This is a genomic window from Streptomyces sp. M41(2017), assembly GCF_002078175.1.
GTDB lineage: Bacteria > Actinomycetota > Actinomycetes > Streptomycetales > Streptomycetaceae > Streptomyces.
In genome coordinates, this window is sequence record NZ_MWFK01000001.1 from 3,323,614 (window position 1) to 3,342,597 (window position 18,984).

Sequence of the window (18,984 nt, forward strand, 5' to 3'; positions counted from 1 at the left end):
CGGCCGTCTCGGGAAGGATTCCGAGCTCTCGGAAAGTCGTAGTCAGGGTGCTGCCTCTTCTGTGTACGCGGTGCGAGGCGAGCGCGGGGGTCGTGACGGGACCGTGCCGGGGACGTCGGCCGCTCTGTGACGGGCGGGCCGAGTGGCATGGGACCACTGCCGACGCTCGAGCTCTCGTGCCGCTGAGGGTCCCTCCGGACGTCGTACGCAATGTGCCGTACCGACGAGGAGGGCTGTCGGGTCGGAGCCGATCGGGCCACCGACCGGGCATCCTCATTCGTGCGGCCCGACACATACTCGCCGGGCGCATTACCACCATACCCCGGATTCGCGCATATGCGATGGCCGGTTTGGTCACGTAGTCGTCGTCACACTGGTTGACCAGGGACTTCCGCCGTGCGGTGAGAGGGCTATTGTGCGCTTCATGACGACGCCTGACAACGCCGCTGAGAAGCCCGCCGAAGCCCCCGCAGACACCGCTCCGACGGCCACCGGAGTCGCCGCGCAGAACTGGGACACGGCCTCCGCCGACCCGCAGTACCGCGCCGCGGTGGTGGACCTGCTCGGAGCGCTCGCGTACGGCGAGCTGGCGGCGTTCGAGCGGCTCGCCGAGGACGCCAAGCTGGCGCCCACGCTGAGCGACAAGGCGGAGCTGGCGAAGATGGCTTCGGCCGAGTTCCACCACTTCGAGCAGCTGTCGAACCGGCTCACCGCGGTCGGCGCGGACGCGGGCCAGGCCATGGACCCCTTCGTGGCGGCCCTCGACGGCTTCCACAAGCAGACGGCTCCCTCCGACTGGCTGGAGGGCCTCGTCAAGGCGTACGTCGGCGACTCGATCGCCAGTGACTTCTACCGCGAGGTCGCCGCCCGCCTCGACTCGGACACCCGCGGACTGGTCCTCGGCGTCCTCGACGACACCGGGCACGCCAGCTTCGCCATCGAGAAGGTGCGCGCCGCGATCGACGCCGACCCGCGGGTGGGCGGCCGGCTCGCGCTGTGGGCGCGACGGCTGATGGGCGAGGCCCTGTCGCAGTCGCAGCGGGTGGTCGCCGACCGTGACGCCCTGTCGACGATGCTCGTGGGCGGCGTGGCGGACGGGTTCGACCTCGCGGAGGTCGGCCGGATGTTCTCGCGCATCACCGAGGCGCACACCAAGCGGATGGCGGCGCTGGGGCTGGCCGCCTAGCACCCGCCCGCTCGGACGGGCCCCGGCCTTCGGGACCACGGGCCCGTCCTGGCCGCGACGGCCCGCGGACGGCTGTCGGTGCGGCTATCCGCGCGGCTCCCGCGCCTTCTCGTCCCGCTCGTGATCGTCCCGCTCGCGCCCGCCGTGGCGCCGGCGCGGACGGAACCCGCGGCTCCCGCCGAACGGACCGGGCGGTCGCCGGGCGTCAGGCCGTGGCCGAGCGTCGGCGAAAACGCTCCTCCGGGCGGAGCAGCAGCGAGAGCAGCGCCGCGGAGACGGCCACCGCTCCGGCGAGGATGACGAGGAAGTGGCCGGAGCCGAGCGCGGTGTGCGTCAGGAAGGCGCCGAACAGGCCTCCCGCCACCCCCGTCGACAGGACCAGGCTGCGGGCCGGCAGACGGTGCGGCAGGCGGTACGAGGCCGCCCATGCCAGAGCCAGACCAAGCAGCGCGGAGCCGAGCGCTTCCAAGAACATGGTGGGGTGTCCCTCCCTCACGGCCGGTGCAAATCGGTCGTAGCCGGTCCTACCCGTGGCGTGCGGAACGCAACCCTCCCCTGTGCTCGAACTGTGCTCCATCTGTGGAGGAGTTCGCGCGGGGCGGAATGCACGCGAAGGGTCCGGTGACATCGCCACCGGACCCTTCGTGTACCTCCGTGTCGCTCTGTGAACCTCTTACAGAGCGCTGAATCCGACCTTGCGCTGCGTGGGCTCACCGAGCTCCACGTAGGCCAGGCGGTCGGCCGGAACCAGGACCTTGCGGCCGTGGTCGTCCACGAGGCTGAGCAGCTGCGACGTGCCGGCCAGCGCCTCCGACACCGCGCGCTCGACCTCTTCCGGGGTCTGACCGCTCTCCAGAACGATCTCGCGGGGCGCGTGCTGCACGCCGATCTTGACCTCCACGGCTTTGTCCCTCCGACGGTCAGTCATGTGCGCGTTCGTACGCGCCGTACGCAGCACACATTAGCCCGGTGAGGGGACCGGCACGCTCCGCCCGGGAACGCCAGGAGCGAACAGCGGACGGGAACAAAGAAGCGGCCGGGGGATGTGCCCCCGGCCGCTTCCGTGTACTCCGTGCCGATCGATGCCCCGCCCGCTCAGTGCTGGTCGGTGCCGTGCAGCGGGAAACCCGCGATGCCACGCCAGGCGAGCGAGGTCAGCAGCTGCACCGCCTGGTCGCGCGGGACGCTGCGGTCGCTGTGCAGCCAGGAACGGGCCACCACCTGGGCCAGACCGCCGAGCCCCGACGCGAGGAGCATCGACTCGGCACGCGAGAGACCGGTGTCCTCCGCGATCACGTCGCAGATCGCCTCGGCGCACTCGTGCGTCACCTTGTCGACCCGCTCGCGGACCGCGGGCTCGTTGGTCAGGTCCGATTCGAAGACCAGCCGGAAGGCGCCGCCGTCGTCCTCGACGTAGGCGAAGTAGGCGTCCATCGTGGCGCGGACACGCAGCTTGTTGTCCGAGGTCGACGCGAGCGCCGTGCGGACCGCCTGGAGCAGGGACTCGCAGTGCTGGTCCAGCAGGGCGAGGTACAGATCGAGCTTTCCCGGGAAGTGCTGGTAGAGGACCGGCTTGCTGACGCCCGCGCGCTCGGCGATGTCGTCCATGGCGGCCGAGTGATACCCCTGCGCAACGAAGACTTCCTGGGCGGCGCCGAGGAGCTGGTTGCGTCGGGCACGGCGCGGCAGGCGAGTGCCCCGCGGGCGTGCCGCCTCTGTCTGCTCGATGGCTGTCACGCCGCCTCCCAAAATTGTCCACTGCGGTGTGCGCCGCGCCGCCATCGTACTTTTCGGTAACCGTGCTGTGTGCGGTGCGAGCGCAGAATTTCACGGACCGGACGCCGACGGCGGCGGCGCACAGGGGGCCGAAGGGGACGAGCCGGGCGCCCACCCCTCGCTACGGCCCTGATCAGCGGTGTCGCGTCACCTGTAGTCGTCCTCGTTCTGCCGGACGACCCGGGCCTGCTCGGCGCGATCCCCCTCGTCGGCGCTGAGGGGATCGCCCGGGGGCTCCGGGTCCAGGTCCTCGGCGGGATCGATCTCGCCGGCCTGCTCGGCGGCGTCCGCCTCCGGGGCCTCCAGGTCGAGGATGTCCCGGAACTGGTCGTCGAACGTCGTGGGATCTGTCGGGTCGACTGTCATGGTTCCTCTTCCCGAACGGTACGAGTGCGCTCCTGACGTACCTGCGAGTGCCCTCGATCGAAGCCTAGGAGACACGCGATCGGGGCGCTATGCGATCTCCGGGCGATCTGTGACGGCGAACACATGAGCCCCGGCGTGATCGTCTCGTAACATTGCGGCATGTCTTCGACCGAACTCCCGTCCGCGCTGGCCTCCACCGTCACGCCCAGGGTCGGTGCCGTCAGGGTCGCGGAGGGCGAGCGGCTGCGGTCGGTCGGGCTCCCCGGGGTCACGCTGACGGTCCGGTCGAGGCCCCCGGCCCGCGAGGGGCTGCCGCCCGCTCTGTACGTGCACGGCCTGGGCGGCTCCTCGCAGAACTGGTCGGCGCTCATGGCCCGGGTCGACGGGCTGGTGGACAGCGAGGCCCTCGACCTCCCCGGGTTCGGCGACTCGCCGCCGCCGGACGACGGCGACTACTCGGTCACCGGACACGCGCGCGCGGTCATCCGTTATCTCGACGCGTCCGGACGCGGGCCCGTCCACCTCTTCGGCAACTCGCTCGGCGGTGCCGTCTCGACGCGTGTGGCCGCCGTCCGCCCCGATCTCGTCCGCACGCTGACCCTCGTCTCGCCCGCCCTGCCCGAGATCCGCGCCCAGCGGAGCGCCTGGCCGACCGCGCTGCTCGCCCTGCCCGGGGTGGCCGGTCTGTTCACCCGCCTGACCAGGGAGTGGAGCGCCGAGCGACGCGTCCGCGGGGTGACGGCCCTCTGTTACGGCGATCCCACCATCGTGACGCCCGAGGGGTTCCGTGACGCGGTGGAGGAGATGGAGCGGCGGCTCGCGCTCCCCTACTTCTGGGACGCCATGGCGCGTTCCGCGCGCGGGATCGTCAACGCGTACACCCTGGGCGGCCAGCACGGGCTGTGGCGGCAGGCGGAGCGCGTGCTCGCTCCGACCCTGCTGGTCTATGGCGGCCGCGACCAGCTCGTCGGCTACCGTATGGCCCAGCGCGCGGCCCGTGCCTTCCGCGACTCCCGGCTGCTGACTCTGCCGGACGCGGGGCACGTCGCCATGATGGAGTATCCACAGACGGTGGCCACGGCCTTCCGTGAACTCCTCGCGGACCAGGGAGAGTTGACCTCCGAGGCGGCAACCGGCGCGGAGAGCTGAGGCGGGAAGTGGGACGACACAGTCGTCGGGGGCGGGCCGACAAGGCAGAGACCTCGCAGACGCGAGCGGTTCCCGAGGCGGAGCCGTCACCGGAGCCGGGCCCTGACCGGACCCGTCGAACGGCGGCGCCCCGTCCCGGCGCCCTCGGGCCCTACCCGCCGACGGGTACGGGCTCACCCCGCAGCGCACCACCGCGCGCCGACGCGACGCCGGCCCACGGATTCCCGCAGGCCTTCGACGGCACCCCCGCGCGCGGCGTGCCGCGTTTCGCGGACGGCACCCCGGCACGCGGGGTCCCGCGCTTCCAGGACGGCACCCCCGCGCACGGCGTACCGCGCGTCTTCGACGGGACACCCGCCCACGGGACACCACGACTTCCCGACGGGACACCCGCCCACGGGACACCACGACTTCCCGACGGGACGCCCGCCCACGGGATGCCCCGGGTCCGGGGCGGACACCCCGAGCAGCGTGAACAGGGCGGCGGCTGGGGGGAGTCCCGGGCCGGCGCGGCCGTGCAGGGAGCGCCTCCCGGGCCGATGGTCCCGCGCCCGCGCCAGGGGCACCCGACCGCCCCGCGGCAGGCCTACGTCGACGCGTTCGACGTCGCCACGGACGAGGACGACGACCTCTTCGCCCCCCGTTCGGGCGCTCCCGGCCGCACGGCCGGCCCCCGGACCGACGACCCGTACGGCTCCGTCACGTCGTGGGACACGGAGGGCGACGGCTCCGGCGGACCCGGTGGACCGGCACTGCCGGAGACCGGCGAACAGGAGAAGGGCCGAGGCGGCAAGGGGCGGGCGTTCACCGGGATCGCCGCCGCCGCCGTCACCACCGTGCTCGCCGTCGTCGTCGCCGGACAGGTCGCGAGCGGACAGCACGACGCCGGCGCCCGGACCCAGTCCGCCGCAGGCGGCCGCGCGACCCAGGACCCCGCCTCGCGCGGGGACGGCAGGCCGACCCAGGCGGGCCACCCGAGCGTGGCCGCGGTGGCCCTGACGTACGACCAGAAGATGGCCAGGACGTACCCGCTCGGCGCGAAGCTCAAGGGGTCGGGGAAGTTCGACGCCGTGCCCGGGTTCGCCAAGGCGCCCGGCACGGGACGCAAGTACACGTACCGCGTCGACGTGGAACAGGGGCTCGGTCTGGAGGGCGCGCTCTTCGCCGAGGCCGTCCAGAAGACGCTGAACGACAAGCGGAGCTGGGCGCACGGCGGCGCCCGCACCTTCGAGCGGATCAGTTCGGGCAAACCGGACTTCGTCATCACGCTGGCGAGCCCCGGGACCACCGCCGAGTGGTGCGCCAAGTCGGGCCTCGACACCACGGAGGACAACGTCTCGTGCGACTCGGCGTCCACCGAACGCGTCATGATCAACGCGTACCGCTGGGCCCAGGGCTCGACGACCTACGGTGACAAGATTCACTCCTACCGGCAGATGCTGATCAACCACGAGGTCGGCCACCGGCTCGGATACGGGCACGTCACCTGCGACAAGGACGGCGAGCTCGCCCCGGTCATGCAGCAGCAGACCAAGTTCCTCGACCACGACGGAATCCACTGCCGGGCCAACCCCTGGGTGTATCCCGGGAGTTGACAGGAGGCCCTCGGGCCACGTTGACATGCGCCGAAAGTTCGTTCATATTTTGGCGCATGTCGCCCCGTCACGCCTCCGTCTGCGCCGCCATCGAGCTGGCGCTCATCGGCGTGACCGCACTGTGCGTGGCCGACATCGACTGTCGCTGACGCCCGCCCCCGGCGAGTGCGTCGCAATCCTTCTCGTCTCGTTTCCGTGCGCCCCCGAACCTCTCCGGTTCCCCGCGCCCGTACCTCCTCCGGTCCGGTCGGACTCCGACGCTTGACGCCCTGGGCGGGCTCCGTGCCCCGCTGTCTCATTCCGCGTCATTCCGTCTCAGTATTCGAACCATCCGAGAGGTCGTCTTCCGATGCGTCAACCGTCCCTCATAGCCCGCCGCGTGGCAGTGGCATCCGTCAGCCTGGTCGTGGCAGCGGGCGCCGCCGCCTGCGGCCCTGAGGACAACGATGCCAAGAGTTCCGGAGGCGGCGACTCCCAGGCGAAGAAGGGCGGCACGCTCAGCGTGCTGAACTCCAACCCGCAGTCGGACTTCGACCCCGCGCGGCTCTACACCTCCGGCGGCGGCAACGTGCCCTCGCTCGTCTTCCGCACGCTCACCACCCGCAACCGCGAGAACGGCGCCGCCGGCTCCGAGGTCGTGCCCGACCTGGCCACCGACACCGGCCGCCCGAGCAAGAACGCGACCGTGTGGACGTACACCCTGAAGAAGGGGCTCAAGTACGAGGACGGCTCGCCGATCACCTCGGCCGACATCAAGTACGGCATCGAGCGCTCCTTCGCCGCCGAACTCTCCGGCGGCGCGCCCTACCTGCGCGACTGGCTCATCGGCGGGGCCGACTACCAGGGTCCCTACAAGGACAAGAAGGGCCTCGACTCGATCGAGACGCCCGACGACCTGACTATCGTCTTCCACCTGAACAAGCCGGAGGGCGAGTTCCCCTACCTGGCCACGCAGACGCAGTTCACCCCCGTCCCGAAGGCCAAGGACACCGGCACCAAGTACGAGCAGCACCCGGTCTCCTCGGGCCCGTACAAGGTCGTCAAGAACGAGAACGACGGTGAGCGGCTGCTCCTGGAGCGCAACACCCACTGGTCCGCGTCGACCGACGCCGAGCGCAAGGCCTACCCGGACAAGATCGACGTACGGTCCGGTCTGGACTCGTCCGTGATCAACCAGCGGCTGTCCTCCTCCCAGGGCCCCGACGCCGCCGCCGTCACCACGGACACCAACCTCGGCCCGGCCGAGCTCGCCAAGGTGACCGGCGACAAGGAGCTGGCCTCCCGCGTCGGCACCGGCCACTTCGGCTACACCAACTACATCGCCTTCAACCCGAAGGTGAAGCCGTTCGACAACCCCAAGGTGCGCCAGGCGATCTCCTACGCCATCGACCGCAGCTCGGTCGTCAACGCGGCCGGCGGCTCCTCGCTCGCCGAGCCCGCGACCACGTACCTGCCGAACCAGAAGTCCTTCGGCTACACCCCGTACGACCACTTCCCGGCGGGGGCGTCCGGCAACGCCGCGAAGGCCAAGGAACTGCTCAAGGAGGCCGGCTACAAGAACGGCCTGACCGTGACGCTGACGCACTCCAACAGCAAGGACTTCGAGACCAGCCCGGAGATCGCCACCGCGATCCAGGACGCGCTCAAGAAGGCCGGCATCACCGTCAAGCTCCAGGGCCTGGAGTCGAACGACTACAGCGACAAGGTCCAGAGCGTCACGACCGAGCCGGGCTTCTTCCTCGCCCACTGGGGTGCCGACTGGCCCTCCGGCGGTCCCTTCCTGGCCCCGATCTTCGACGGCCGGCAGATCGTCAAGGACGGCGCCAACTTCAACACGGGCTTCCTGAACGACAAGTCGGTCAACGACGAGATCGACGCGATCAACAAGCTGACCGACCTCGACGAGGCCGCCAAGCGCTGGGGCGCGCTGGACAAGAAGATCGGCGAGCAGGCGCTCACCGTGCCGCTGTTCCACCCCGTCTACAAGCGCCTGTACGGCAAGGACGTCAAGAACATCGTGATCAGCGACTGGACCGGCGTTCTGGACATCTCCCAGGTCGCGGTGAAGTAGCACCGTGAGCGAGGCACTTGTCGCCTCCTCGGCCCCCGTGACGGATCCGTCCGTCACGGGGGCCTCGGGGGCCCGTCAGTTCTGGCGGCGACTGCTCGCGCAGCGCGCCGCCCTCGTCGCGGCGGCCGTCGTCGCCCTCCTCGTCCTGGTCGCGATCGCCGCACCGCTGCTCACCGCGATCGAGGGCCAGGACCCCACCACCTACCACCCCTCGCTGGTCGACTCCGCTCGCGGCGGGGTCCCCGTGGGGTCGTTCGGCGGACTGAGCGCCGACCACTGGCTCGGCGTCGAACCGCAGACCGGCCGCGATCTCTTCGCCCGTCTCGTCTACGGGGCGCGCGTCTCCCTCGGGGTCGCGCTCGGAGCGACCGTCGTCCAGGTCCTCATCGGGGTCGTGGTCGGTGTCGCCGCCGCGCTCGGCACGCGCTGGGTCGACCAGCTGCTGAGCCGCTTCACCGAGATCATCATCGCGATGCCGCTGATGATCATGTCGCTGGCGTTGCTCGCGATCGTGCCGAGCAGCTTCCCGCGCCCCCTGCTGGTCGCCCTCGTCATCGGCCTGATCGCCTGGGGCAACGTCGCGAAGATCGCGCGCGCCCAGACCCTCACCCTCAAGGGGCTCGACTACGTCTCCGCCGCCCGGCTCAGCGGCTGGGGCACCTGGCGGATCGCCCGCCGTGAACTGCTGCCCGGACTCGCCGCGCCGGTCATCACCTACGCCGCGCTCCTCGTCCCGATGAACATCAGCGTGGAGGCCGCGCTGTCCTTCCTCGGTGTCGGGGTGAAGCCCCCGACACCCTCCTGGGGACAGATGCTCACCGCCGCCGACGTCTGGTACCAGGCCGCCCCGCAGTATCTGCTGCTGCCCGCCGGCGCGCTCTTCGTGACCGTCCTGGCGCTGACCGTCCTCGGCGACGGCATCCGTACGGCTCTCGACCCGCGCGCCGCCTCCCGTCTGAGCATCGGCACCGGCCGCATTCGTGAGGCCAGGGCCGACGCGGACACCGCGCAGGCCGCCACGGACGCGAACGCCGGGGCGGACGTCACCGGCCGTAAGGAGGAGCGGGCATGAGCGGCTTCGGCGGATTCCTCCTGCGCCGCCTCGTCGGCACCCTGATCACCCTGCTCGCCATCTCGGTGATCGTCTACGTCGTCTTCTTCGTCACACCCGGCAACGTCGCCCAGATCACCTGCGGCCCCCGCTGCTCCCCGGAGCAAGTGCACCAGGTGGCCCAGCAGCTGAGGCTCGACGACCCCCTCTACGTGCGCTACTGGCACTTCCTCCAGGGCATCCTCGTCGGCCAGGACTACTCCACGGGCACGTCCGTGGAGCACTGCTCGGCGCCCTGCCTCGGCATGTCGTACCAGGGCGGCCAGCAGGTGACCCGGCTGATCTTCGCGAAGCTGCCGGTCAGCCTGTCCCTCGTGTTCGGCGCGATGATCCTCTGGCTGATCCTCGGCGTCGGCACCGGCGTCCTGTCCGCGTGGCGGCGCGGCCGGATCAGCGAGCGCGTGCTGACCGGCGTGACGCTCGCGGGCGTGGCCACCCCCGTCTTCGTCATCGGGCTCGTCCTGATGATCATCGTGTGCGGGCAACTGCGGCTCCTGCCCTTCCCGCAGTACGTCAGCCTCACCGACGACCCCGAACAGTGGGCCTGGAACCTGCTCCTGCCCTGGCTCTCCCTCGCCCTCATCGAGGCCGCCACGTTCGCCCGGCTCACCCGGGCGTCGATGCTGGAGACGCTCGCCGAGGACCACATCCGCACCTTCCGCGCGTACGGCGTCGGCGAGCGGTCGATCATCGGACGGCACGCGCTGCGCGGGGCGTTCGCGCCGATCATCGCGCTCAACGCGAACAACGTCGGCGGTGCCATCGGCGGCGCCGTCCTCACCGAGACGCTCTTCGGACTGCCCGGCATCGGCCAGGAACTGGTCCACGCCGTGAACGTCGTCGACCTACCCGTGGTCGTCGGCATGGTCCTGGTCATCGGCTTCTTCGTGGTCATCGCCAACGCCGTCGCGGACGTGCTGTACGCGGTGGCCGACCGACGGGTGGTGCTCGCATGAGCGACTCTTCCACGACCGTGTCCGCGACGGCTTCCATGGCCCCGCCGGACACTGCGGCCTCCGCGAACGGGGGCGGTGACGTCGCGGCCCCGCTGGTCGAAGTGGACGGCCTGTCCGTCGACTTCGGCGGCCTGCGGGCCGTCGACGGGCTCTCCTTCCGCCTGCGGAAGGGGGCAGCCCTCGGGCTGGTCGGCGAGTCCGGCTCCGGCAAGTCGACGGTGGCCTCGGCCCTGCTGGCGCTGCACCGCGGCACCGGGGCGCACGTCACCGGCACGGTCCGCGTCGCCGGCGTGGACGTGCAGCGGGCGTCCGACGACGAGCTGGGCCGGCTGCGCGGCGGCAAGGCCGCCATGGTCTTCCAGGACCCGCTGTCGTCCCTGGACCCGTACTACGCGGTCGGCGACCAGATCGCCGAGGTGTACCGAGTGCACACGAAGGCCTCGCGCCGCGCCGCACGCGCGCGAGCCGTCGACGTGCTGGACCGGGTCGGCATCCCCGACGCCGTACGCCGGTCCCGCTCGCGCCCGCACGAGTTCAGCGGTGGCATGCGCCAACGCGCCCTCATCGCCATGGCGCTGGCCTGCGAACCCGAGCTGCTGATCGCCGACGAGCCGACCACCGCCCTCGACGTGACCGTCCAGGCGCAGATCCTCGACCTGCTGCACACGCTGCGGCAGGAGACCGGGATGGGCCTGCTGCTGGTCACCCACGACGTCGGCGTCGCCGCCGAGAGCGTCGACGAGATCCTCGTGATGCGTCACGGCCGCGCGGTCGAGCACGGACCGGTCACCGCCGTCCTCGGCGCCCCCCGGGAGACGTACACGCGTGAACTGCTCGGCGCGGTGCCGCGCGTGGAGACACCCCGGGCGACCGGCGGGGGCGGCACGACCGGAACGGCCGCCGATCCGGCAGGGGATCCCGGTCGGGTGGAGACGGCCGGTTCCGCCGGTGGGCCCGGTCCCGCGGCGGAGACCGCCCGTGCGGGTACGGGGAGCGCCGGTGGGGAGAGCGCCGGCACGGACAGCGGCGGCTCGGCGACCGTTCCGTCGAACGACGTGGTCCTCGAAGCGGTCGGGCTCCGGCGCGAGTTCGGGCGCGGGAAGCAGCGGTTCGCGGCCGTCGACGACGTGTCGCTGACCGTCCGCAGGGGCGAGACCCTCGGTGTCGTCGGCGAGAGCGGCAGCGGGAAGACCACCCTGGGAAGAATGCTGGTGGGGCTCCTGGAGCCCACGCGCGGGTCGATCCGCTACGAGGGGCGCGAACAGTCCGGCGTGCGCCCTTCCGTGCAGATGGTCTTCCAGGACCCGGTCTCCTCCCTCAACCCCCGGCGCAGCGTAAGCGAGTCCATCGCCGACCCGCTGCGGGCGCGCGGCGAGCGGGACGAGGGACGCATCCGGGCGCGGGTACGGGAACTGCTGGAGCGTGTGGGGCTCGAAGCGGCGCACTACGACCGCTACCCGCACGAGTTCAGCGGCGGCCAGCGCCAGCGCGTGGGCATCGCACGGGCCCTGGCCGCCGAGCCGCGCGCCATCGTGTGCGACGAGCCGGTCTCCGCGCTCGACGTCACCACGCAGGCCCAGGTCGTCGCCCTGCTCGGCGAACTGCAGCGCGAACTCGGGCTGGCGCTGGTGTTCGTGGCGCACGATCTCGCGGTCGTACGCCAGGTCAGCGACCGGGTGGCCGTGATGCGGCGCGGCAGGCTCGTCGAGTACGGACCCGCCGACGACGTGTACGAGCGTCCGGCCGACCCGTACACCCGCCGACTGCTGGCCGCCGTCCCGGCACTCGACCCGGAGGTCGCGGCACGTCGACGCGCGGCCCGCAGGGAGCTGGCCGACGGCAAGGAGACCGACGGCAAGGAGCCGGCACCGGCGTAGCGCGTGAGGCCCGCGGGCGGCGGCCCGGTCACGGGCGGCGGTCGACCGAACGTGACCGCTTGATCTCTTAGCGCGACAGAACGCCTCCCGTGCGGGAAAGTTACGACCGTTCACCCCTTTTGGTGGCGCGATGGACAACCGTCCGTCGCGCCACCGCCTTGTCCGCATACGTTCGTCCCGCTGCGAGCCGCCGGGTCAACGGCGGCTCCCCATACGGGAGATCGGGGGTGTGCTCGTGCGCATCGGACTGCTGACGGAGGGTGGCTATCCGTATGTGAGCGGTGACGCCAGACTCTGGTGCGACCGGCTCGTGCGCGGGCTCGGGCAGCACGAGTTCGACATCTACGCGCTCAGCCGCACCGAGCGTCAGGAGGACGAGGGCTGGATCCAGCTTCCCTCCCAGGTCAGCCGCGTCCGCACCGCGCCCCTGTGGACGGCGGAGGACGACGGCGTGGTCCACGGACGGCGCGCACGCCGCCGCTTCGCCGAGGCGTACGGGGAACTCGCCGCGGCCGTCTGCGCGGGACCGGAGACACCCGGCGCGACGGACCCCACGGCAGGGGCGGCGGATTCCTCCGCTGTGGAGGCGGACCGTTTCGCCAGCGCGCTGTACGCCCTCGCCGAACTCGCCCGCGACGAGGGCGGGCTGGTCGGCGCCCTCCGTTCGGAAGGAGCGGTCCGCGCCCTGGAGCGTGCCTGTCGCGCGCCCGGCGCGCTGCGGACCGCCCGCGCGGCACGCGTACCCGACCTGCTCGCCGTCGCCGGCCACATCGAACGCGCTTTGCGGCCCCTCTCGCTGGACTGGTACGAGGACGACGCCCTCGGCTCGGTCGATCTGTGTCACGCCGCGGCAGGCGGAGCGGCGGCCCTGCCCGGCCTCCTCACCCGGCACTTCTTCGGAGTCCCGCTGCTCGTCACCGAGTACGGCGTGCAGCTCCGCGCGCACTACCTGTCCTCCGCCGTCGTCACGGAGGCTCCCGCCGTCCGTGCCCTGCTCGCCGCGTTCCACGGCGCGCTCGCCGCCGAGGTGTACGGCGCGGCCACACTCATCACGCCCGGGAACGCCCACGCCCGCCGCTGGCAGGAGCGCTGCGGCGCCGACCGCGCCAAGCTGCGCACCGTCTACCCCGGCATGGAGGCCGAGCGCTTCGCCGAGGTCGGGGAGGGTGCCGAGGGCAGCCGGTGCGCGGACCCGGACACGCTGGTGTGGGTCGGCCGCATCGAGCCGGCGAAAGACCTCATCTCCCTGTTGCACTCCTTCGCGGAGGTCCGCAAGGAGGAGCCGAAGACGCGGCTGCGGATCGTCGGCGCCCCCGCCGACGGCCCGGACGGCGCGACCTACCTGGCCCACTGCAAGGCGCTCGCCGCCCAGCTCTTCCCCGACGAGGCCGAGGGCGTGCACGCGGTCGGCGACAACCCCGTGTCCTTCGAGGAGATCGGCGGACCGGAGGTCCCGAGCCTCGCCGAGGCCTACGCCTCCGGTGCCCTCGTCGTCCTCTCCAGCGTCGTCGAAGGCTTCCCGATCAGCCTCGTCGAGGCCATGTTCTGCGGCCGGGCCACCGTCTCCACCGACGTGGGCGCGGTCGTCGAGGTCATCGGCGGTACGGGACTGGTGGTGCCGCCGCGCAACCCGCGGGCGCTCGCCGAGGCGTGCGTGACGCTGCTGCGCGACCCCGAGCGCCGCGAGCGCCTGGGTGCCGCCGCCCGCGCCCGCGCTCTCGAACTCTTCACCGTCGAGCAGAACATCGCGGCATTTCACGGCATTTACCTGGAGATCGTCTCGCACGCTCCGGTACGCCGCCTGGTCGTGGACAACGCGGGGGAGCCGCTGCCGTTCGGCGTTCCCGCCGAGGCCCACCTTCCGGGCCGCTGGACCGACGCCCGCCTGATGGCCGCGGGCCGGCCGCGGTGGGGCGACGGGGCACCGGTGCGTGCCACGGCCACCGTTCCGGCGGGGGAGGGCGCATGACCGGCGACACCACCGGCGCCCGCGGAGGCGCGGGCGACCTGACGCAACGCGACCTCGACGGCGGCACGGAAGCGCGGGAGGCGGGCGAAGCCGGCAGTGGGAGCGGGAGCGGGGGTGTGGAGGTCGCGGAGGGAGCGGCACGGGCCGGCGGCGCGCGAGCCGAGGGTGCCGACGGTGGGCTGATGCTCTCCGACACCGCCGTGGACAGCACGAGTTCCGGGACCGCCGATGGTGAGGACCAGCTTCCTGGCAACGGCCTTCCTGGCAGCGACCTTCCTGACATGGGCCTTCCTGGTACGGGCCTTCCCGGCGTCGGAGCGGAGGCGGACTTCGCGGGGCGCAGGCTCCCCGGCCCCGGCACCAGTACCGAGGGCGCCGACGGCACGCGCAGGAACGCCGGGCGCAGGGGAGCTGCGGACCCCGTGAAGGCGCTGATGCACCGGCACCGCGAACTCTGCGAACGGGCCGTCGACCCGCTGGAGATCGCCGCCGGCCTGGAGGCGCACGGCGTGACCGACCGGACCGCCGCCCGCTTCCGCCACCGGGACGTGTTCTCGCTCGCCGAGGAGATGTACGCGCGCGTGGCGCGCGACGGCGAGGCCACGGCGCCCGACGCGGAGACCCCGGCGACGCCCGGTAAGCGCGCCTACTGGACCGTCCTCGCCCTGGTCCCGGGCGCCCTCGCTGCGGGCGTCGTCGCCGGGCTGCGGCTCACACACGGGCAACCGCGCCTCGCCGTCGCCGCGTCCGGCGCCCTCGCCGTCGCGTTCGGCCTGCGCCTCGCGCTGCGTCGCGGCCCGCTGAGCAGCAGCCACGGTACGACGGGCGCCACCCTCGCGTGGACGTGCTGGCTCATCGCGTACGCCCTTCTCGGCGACGGCCTGCTGAGCGCCGGGCTCAACGGCGGGCCGGACGGAAACTGGCCCCTGGCCACCGCCCCGGTGCTGGCCCTCTCGCTGGCCTGCGCTCCCGCCGCCTGGTGTGCCCACCTGTTCGTCAGCCGCGCTCGCCGCCGACTCACCACCAGTCGGGGGCTGGAGGAGTTCGCCGCCTCCGTCCAACCCCTGCTCCTCGGCGCGTTCGGCCTGTTCGTGTGCGCCCTGTTCGCCCTGCTCGCCCTGTGCGGCGCGGTACTGGACGAGCCTCCCGCCTACGCCGGAGCCGGCGCCCTCGGCGCGCTCCTCCTGCTCGCACGGCTTCTGACGGCGCGCGGTTTCGCCCACGCCCCGGCCCTGGCCCTCGCAGCAGCGGGCACGCTGGAAGCAGCGGCCCTGACCACGGTCTACGCGGCCCGCCTCCCCGGCTGCTCGTTCCTGGCCACCCCCGTCGACGCCCTCGTCGACACCGGGGGACCCGGCGCCGTACCCGCCCTGGTGTGCGCGGCGGGCGCAGGCATCCTGCTCCTCCACGCCTCCCGCACGCTGACCCGAGCCTCGGCCCACGCCCGGACCGGCGAGGCCCCATGAACGCCGGGGACGAGACCAGACGAACGGGCCGAACCGAGCCACCGGCTTCCGGCGCCGCCGACCCCGGGGTCCGGGCAGCGTCGAGGCACGCTGCCACGCACGACCGCCGCGCGACGCGGCCCTTCGACGACGCCGCCACGGCGCACGATCCGTCCTCGCACGGTCCTGACTCCTGCGGCATGTCCTCGCACGGTCCGTCCTCGCACGGTCCTGACTCCTGCGGCATGTCCTCGCACGGTCCGTCCTCGTACGGCGCGTCCTCGTACGGCGCGTCCTGTTCCGGCCCTTGGCCTCCGCCGCCATGAGCCCCCTCCGGTGCCCGGACCACACCCGGGGCCGGGCCCCCTTCTCCCGCGGGGCCGACACCGCGGGCCCTCTCCCCGACCTACGCATCACCTCGAAGGAGACAGCCAGATGATCACCTCCCGAACCGGAGAGTCCGCCCCGGGAGCCGCCCGATGAGGGTCCTGCTGATCGGAGCCAACGGCTACCTCGGCCGTTTCGTCGCCGACAGACTGCTCGCCGACCCGGCCGTGCAGCTGACCGCGCTCGGCCGGGGCGACGACGCCGACGTACGCTTCGACCTCGCCTCGGGCAGCCCCGGCGCGCTCACCCGCTTCCTGGACGCGGTGCACCCCGGAGTCGTCATCAACTGCGCGGGCACCACACGCGGCGGCGCCCGCGACCTCACCCGGCACAACACCGTCGCCGTCGCCACCGTCTGCGAGGCACTGCGGCGCAGCGGCTGCGGTGCCCGGCTCGTGCAACTCGGCTGTGGAGCCGAGTACGGGCCCAGCCAGCCCGGCTCGTCCACCGCCGAGGACGCCGTGCCGCGACCGGGCGGACCGTACGGCGTGAGCAAGCTCGCGGCCACCGAACTCGTCCTCGGCTCCGGCCTGGACGCCGTCGTGCTCCGCGTCTTCTCGCCCGCCGGGCCCGGAACACCCGCCGGATCCCCGCTCGGCCGGCTCGCCGAGGCGCTGCGCCGGGCCATGCAGTCCGGCGACGGCGAACTGAAGCTCGGCGGCCTGGCCGTACAACGCGACTTCATCGACGTCCGTGACGTCGCACGCGCCGTGCACGCCGCCTCCCTCTCCGCCGCGCAGGGCGTGATCAACATCGGCTCGGGCCGTGCCGTCCGGCTCCGCGACGCCGCTTCCGTCCTCGCCCGGGTGGCCGGCTACGGCGGCGCCCTGCACGAACTCGACGGCCCGCCCGGTCCGCCCGGCCCCGCGCTGCGAGCCACCATCGGCCACCCCCGCCCGGAACCCGACCACGTGGCCCCCGTCGCGTACCCCTACCCGGACGGTTGCGGCGGCTGGCAGCAGGCCGACGTGCGCACCGCCCGCGACCGGCTCGGCTGGCGGCCCCGGATCAACCTCGAAGAGTCCCTCGCCGACATCTGGATGGAGGCGGCATGCCGCATCTGACCAGCACCGCCATCGGCACGGCGGGCACCGACCGGTCCGGGGTCGGCTTCGGCGTCCCCGGCTATGCGCACCCCCTCGTCGCTCCCGTCGAATGGGACGGCCTCACCCGCCCCGGCACCCCCCTGCACTGGGTCGTCCTGAACGTGGACAACGGTCCCGGTGACCGACCCGACCCGCGCTGCCTGGAAGCCTCCGGACGGCTGCGCAACGCCGGCGTCCGGGTGCTCGGCCACCTGGACACCGCCTACGGGGCCCGTCCGTTCGGCGAAGTACTGGCCGACGCACGCCGCTATCTCGACTGGTACCAGGCCGACGGGTTCCTGCTCGACCGCTGCCCCGCCGAGCGCTCCGCGCTGCCGGAGATCCGCCGCACGGTCGGGTCGCTGCGCGCGCTCCGCGACGGCGCGCACATCGTGCTGGGCCACGGCACCCACCCGTACCCGGGCTACGCGGAGAACGCCGACCAACTGGTCACCTTCTCCGGGCCCTGGAGCGAGTACCGCTGGTCGCAGGTCGCCGAGTGGACAGCCGACTATCCGCCCGAGCGCTTCTGCCACTTCGTGCACGGTGTGCCGCGCGGTCATCTGGACGAGGCGCTGCGCATCGCACGCTGGCAGGGAGCCTCCACGATCTACTTCACCGATCGCACCGACCACGGGGGGAGGGTCGACCCCTGGGAGACGATGCCCGGCTACTGGGACGAAATCGTCTCGCGGATCGGAACGGGTGTCTCGGAATGAAGAAGGGCGTGGCAGTGTTACGGGGAGAACAATTGTAGTGATTGACCGACCAACGGAGTCCCCGTGTCGCTGCCACCCCTGGTCGAGCCAGCCTCTGAGCTCACCGTAGACGAGGTCCGCAGGTACTCCCGCCACCTGATCATCCCCGATGTGGGCATGGACGGGCAGAAGCGGCTGAAGAACGCCAAGGTGCTCTGTGTGGGCGCCGGCGGCCTCGGATCGCCGGCGCTGATGTACCTGGCCGCCGCGGGCGTCGGCACGCTCGGCATCGTGGAGTTCGACGAGGTCGACGAGTCGAACCTGCAGCGCCAGATCATCCACAGTCAGGCGGACATCGGCCGGTCCAAGGCCGCCTCCGCCCGCGATTCCGTGCTGGGCATCAACCCGTACGTGAACGTGATCCTTCACGAAGAGCGGCTCGAGGCCGAGAACGTGATGGACATTTTCAGCCAGTACGACCTGATCGTCGACGGCACGGACAACTTCGCGACCCGCTACCTGGTCAACGACGCGTGCGTGCTGCTCAACAAGCCGTACGTGTGGGGCTCGATCTACCGCTTCGACGGCCAGGCCTCGGTCTTCTGGTCCGAGCACGGCCCCTGCTACCGCTGCCTCTACCCGGAGCCCCCGCCGCCGGGCATGGTCCCCTCCTGCGCCGAGGGCGGCGTCCTGGGCGTGCTCTGCGCGTCCATCGGCTCCATCCAGGTCACCGAGGCGATCAAGGTCCTGACCGGCATCGGTGACCCGCTCGTCGGCCGTCTGATGATCTACGACGCCCTGGAGATGCAGTACCGCCAGGTCAAGGTCCGCAAGGACCCGAACTGCGCGGTCTGCGGCGAGAACCCGACCGTCACGGAACTCATCGACTACGAGGCCTTCTGCGGCGTCGTGTCCGAGGAGGCCCAGGAGGCGGCGGCCGGCTCGACGATCACTCCCAAGCAGCTCAAGGAGTGGATCGACGACGGCGAGAACATCGAGATCATCGATGTCCGCGAGGTCAACGAGTACGAGATCGTCTCGATCCCCGGCGCCAAGCTGATCCCGAAGAACGAGTTCCTCATGGGCACCGCCCTGGAGACCCTGCCGCAGGACAAGAAGATCGTCCTGCACTGCAAGACGGGTGTCCGCAGTGCGGAGGTCCTGGCCGTCCTGAAGTCCGCGGGCTTCTCGGACGCGGTGCACGTCGGTGGCGGCGTGATCGGCTGGGTCAACCAGATCGAGCCCGACAAGCCGGTGTACTGACCGGCAGGACGCCCCGCTCTTTCGATGGCGGGGGTTCCGCGGACCGGGTG

17 protein-coding genes are annotated in these 18,984 nt (G+C 72.1%); 13 read left to right on the top strand and 4 right to left on the bottom strand.

Going from position 1 to position 18,984, the window contains the following annotated elements:
- Nucleotides 1-424: 424 nt before the first annotated feature.
- Entirely contained in the window at nt 425-1,186 is a 762-nt protein-coding gene (locus B0675_RS14730; protein WP_081221797.1) for a ferritin-like fold-containing protein, read from the top strand.
- Nucleotides 1,187-1,391: 205 nt separating this feature from the next.
- Here the strand turns inward: B0675_RS14730 and B0675_RS14735 are convergent, their stop codons facing one another.
- The 4 genes from B0675_RS14735 to B0675_RS14750 all read right to left on the bottom strand — a co-directional run bounded on the left by B0675_RS14735 (nt 1,392) and on the right by B0675_RS14750 (nt 3,328).
- Complete coding sequence (locus tag B0675_RS14735; protein WP_081219276.1) at nt 1,392-1,661, bottom strand: hypothetical protein; 270 nt, start codon at nt 1,659-1,661, stop codon at nt 1,392-1,394.
- A 198-nt stretch (nt 1,662-1,859) separates the two neighbouring features.
- A complete protein-coding gene (locus B0675_RS14740; RefSeq protein WP_081219277.1) occupies nt 1,860-2,087 on the bottom strand; it encodes a DUF3107 domain-containing protein in 228 nt (75 codons plus the stop codon).
- Between the two features lie 194 nt (nt 2,088-2,281).
- Complete coding sequence (locus tag B0675_RS14745) at nt 2,282-2,923, bottom strand: TetR/AcrR family transcriptional regulator (RefSeq protein ID WP_081219278.1); 642 nt, start codon at nt 2,921-2,923, stop codon at nt 2,282-2,284.
- 186 nt (nt 2,924-3,109) lie between these two features.
- Entirely contained in the window at nt 3,110-3,328 is a 219-nt protein-coding gene (locus B0675_RS14750; RefSeq protein ID WP_081219279.1) for a hypothetical protein, read from the bottom strand.
- A gap of 159 nt (nt 3,329-3,487) precedes the next feature.
- Between B0675_RS14750 and B0675_RS14755 the strand changes: the two genes are divergently transcribed.
- The 12 genes from B0675_RS14755 (at nt 3,488) to moeZ (ending at nt 18,934) form a co-directional block, all read left to right on the top strand.
- A complete protein-coding gene (locus B0675_RS14755) occupies nt 3,488-4,477 on the top strand; it encodes an alpha/beta hydrolase (RefSeq protein ID WP_081219280.1) in 990 nt (329 codons plus the stop codon).
- Between the two features lie 8 nt (nt 4,478-4,485).
- A complete protein-coding gene (locus tag B0675_RS14760) occupies nt 4,486-6,072 on the top strand; it encodes a DUF3152 domain-containing protein (protein ID WP_081219281.1) in 1,587 nt (528 codons plus the stop codon).
- A gap of 56 nt (nt 6,073-6,128) precedes the next feature.
- Nucleotides 6,129-6,221, top strand: coding sequence for an Ms4533A family Cys-rich leader peptide (locus tag B0675_RS42565; protein ID WP_323178179.1), 93 nt, complete (start codon nt 6,129-6,131; stop codon nt 6,219-6,221).
- A 200-nt stretch (nt 6,222-6,421) separates the two neighbouring features.
- Complete coding sequence (locus tag B0675_RS14765; RefSeq protein ID WP_081219282.1) at nt 6,422-8,143, top strand: ABC transporter substrate-binding protein; 1,722 nt, start codon at nt 6,422-6,424, stop codon at nt 8,141-8,143.
- A 4-nt stretch (nt 8,144-8,147) separates the two neighbouring features.
- Nucleotides 8,148-9,215, top strand: coding sequence for an ABC transporter permease (locus B0675_RS14770; protein WP_081219283.1), 1,068 nt, complete (start codon nt 8,148-8,150; stop codon nt 9,213-9,215).
- Nucleotides 9,212-10,210 (top strand): ABC transporter permease, encoded by a 999-nt coding sequence (locus B0675_RS14775; protein WP_081219284.1) that lies wholly within the window; start codon nt 9,212-9,214, stop codon nt 10,208-10,210. Before B0675_RS14770 ends, B0675_RS14775 begins: the two co-directional genes overlap by 4 nt.
- A gap of 35 nt (nt 10,211-10,245) precedes the next feature.
- Nucleotides 10,246-12,087: an ABC transporter ATP-binding protein gene (locus B0675_RS14780; RefSeq protein ID WP_081219285.1), complete on the top strand. Its 1,842-nt coding sequence runs from the start codon at nt 10,246-10,248 to the stop codon at nt 12,085-12,087.
- A gap of 235 nt (nt 12,088-12,322) precedes the next feature.
- Nucleotides 12,323-14,056, top strand: coding sequence for a DUF3492 domain-containing protein (locus B0675_RS14785; protein WP_241539943.1), 1,734 nt, complete (start codon nt 12,323-12,325; stop codon nt 14,054-14,056).
- Complete coding sequence (locus B0675_RS14790) at nt 14,053-15,522, top strand: hypothetical protein (RefSeq protein WP_241539788.1); 1,470 nt, start codon at nt 14,053-14,055, stop codon at nt 15,520-15,522. The genes B0675_RS14785 and B0675_RS14790 overlap by 4 nt, the downstream gene beginning before the upstream one ends.
- Before the next feature lie 458 nt (nt 15,523-15,980).
- Nucleotides 15,981-16,952, top strand: a complete 972-nt coding sequence (locus B0675_RS14795) for an NAD-dependent epimerase/dehydratase family protein (RefSeq protein ID WP_081219287.1) — start codon at nt 15,981-15,983, stop codon at nt 16,950-16,952.
- A complete protein-coding gene (locus tag B0675_RS14800) occupies nt 16,940-17,692 on the top strand; it encodes a spherulation-specific family 4 protein (protein ID WP_081219288.1) in 753 nt (250 codons plus the stop codon). The genes B0675_RS14795 and B0675_RS14800 overlap by 13 nt, the downstream gene beginning before the upstream one ends.
- A gap of 63 nt (nt 17,693-17,755) precedes the next feature.
- On the top strand, nt 17,756-18,934 hold the full coding sequence (gene moeZ, locus B0675_RS14805; RefSeq protein WP_081219289.1) for an adenylyltransferase/sulfurtransferase MoeZ: 1,179 nt from the start codon (nt 17,756-17,758) through the stop codon (nt 18,932-18,934).
- Nucleotides 18,935-18,984 lie beyond the last annotated feature (50 nt).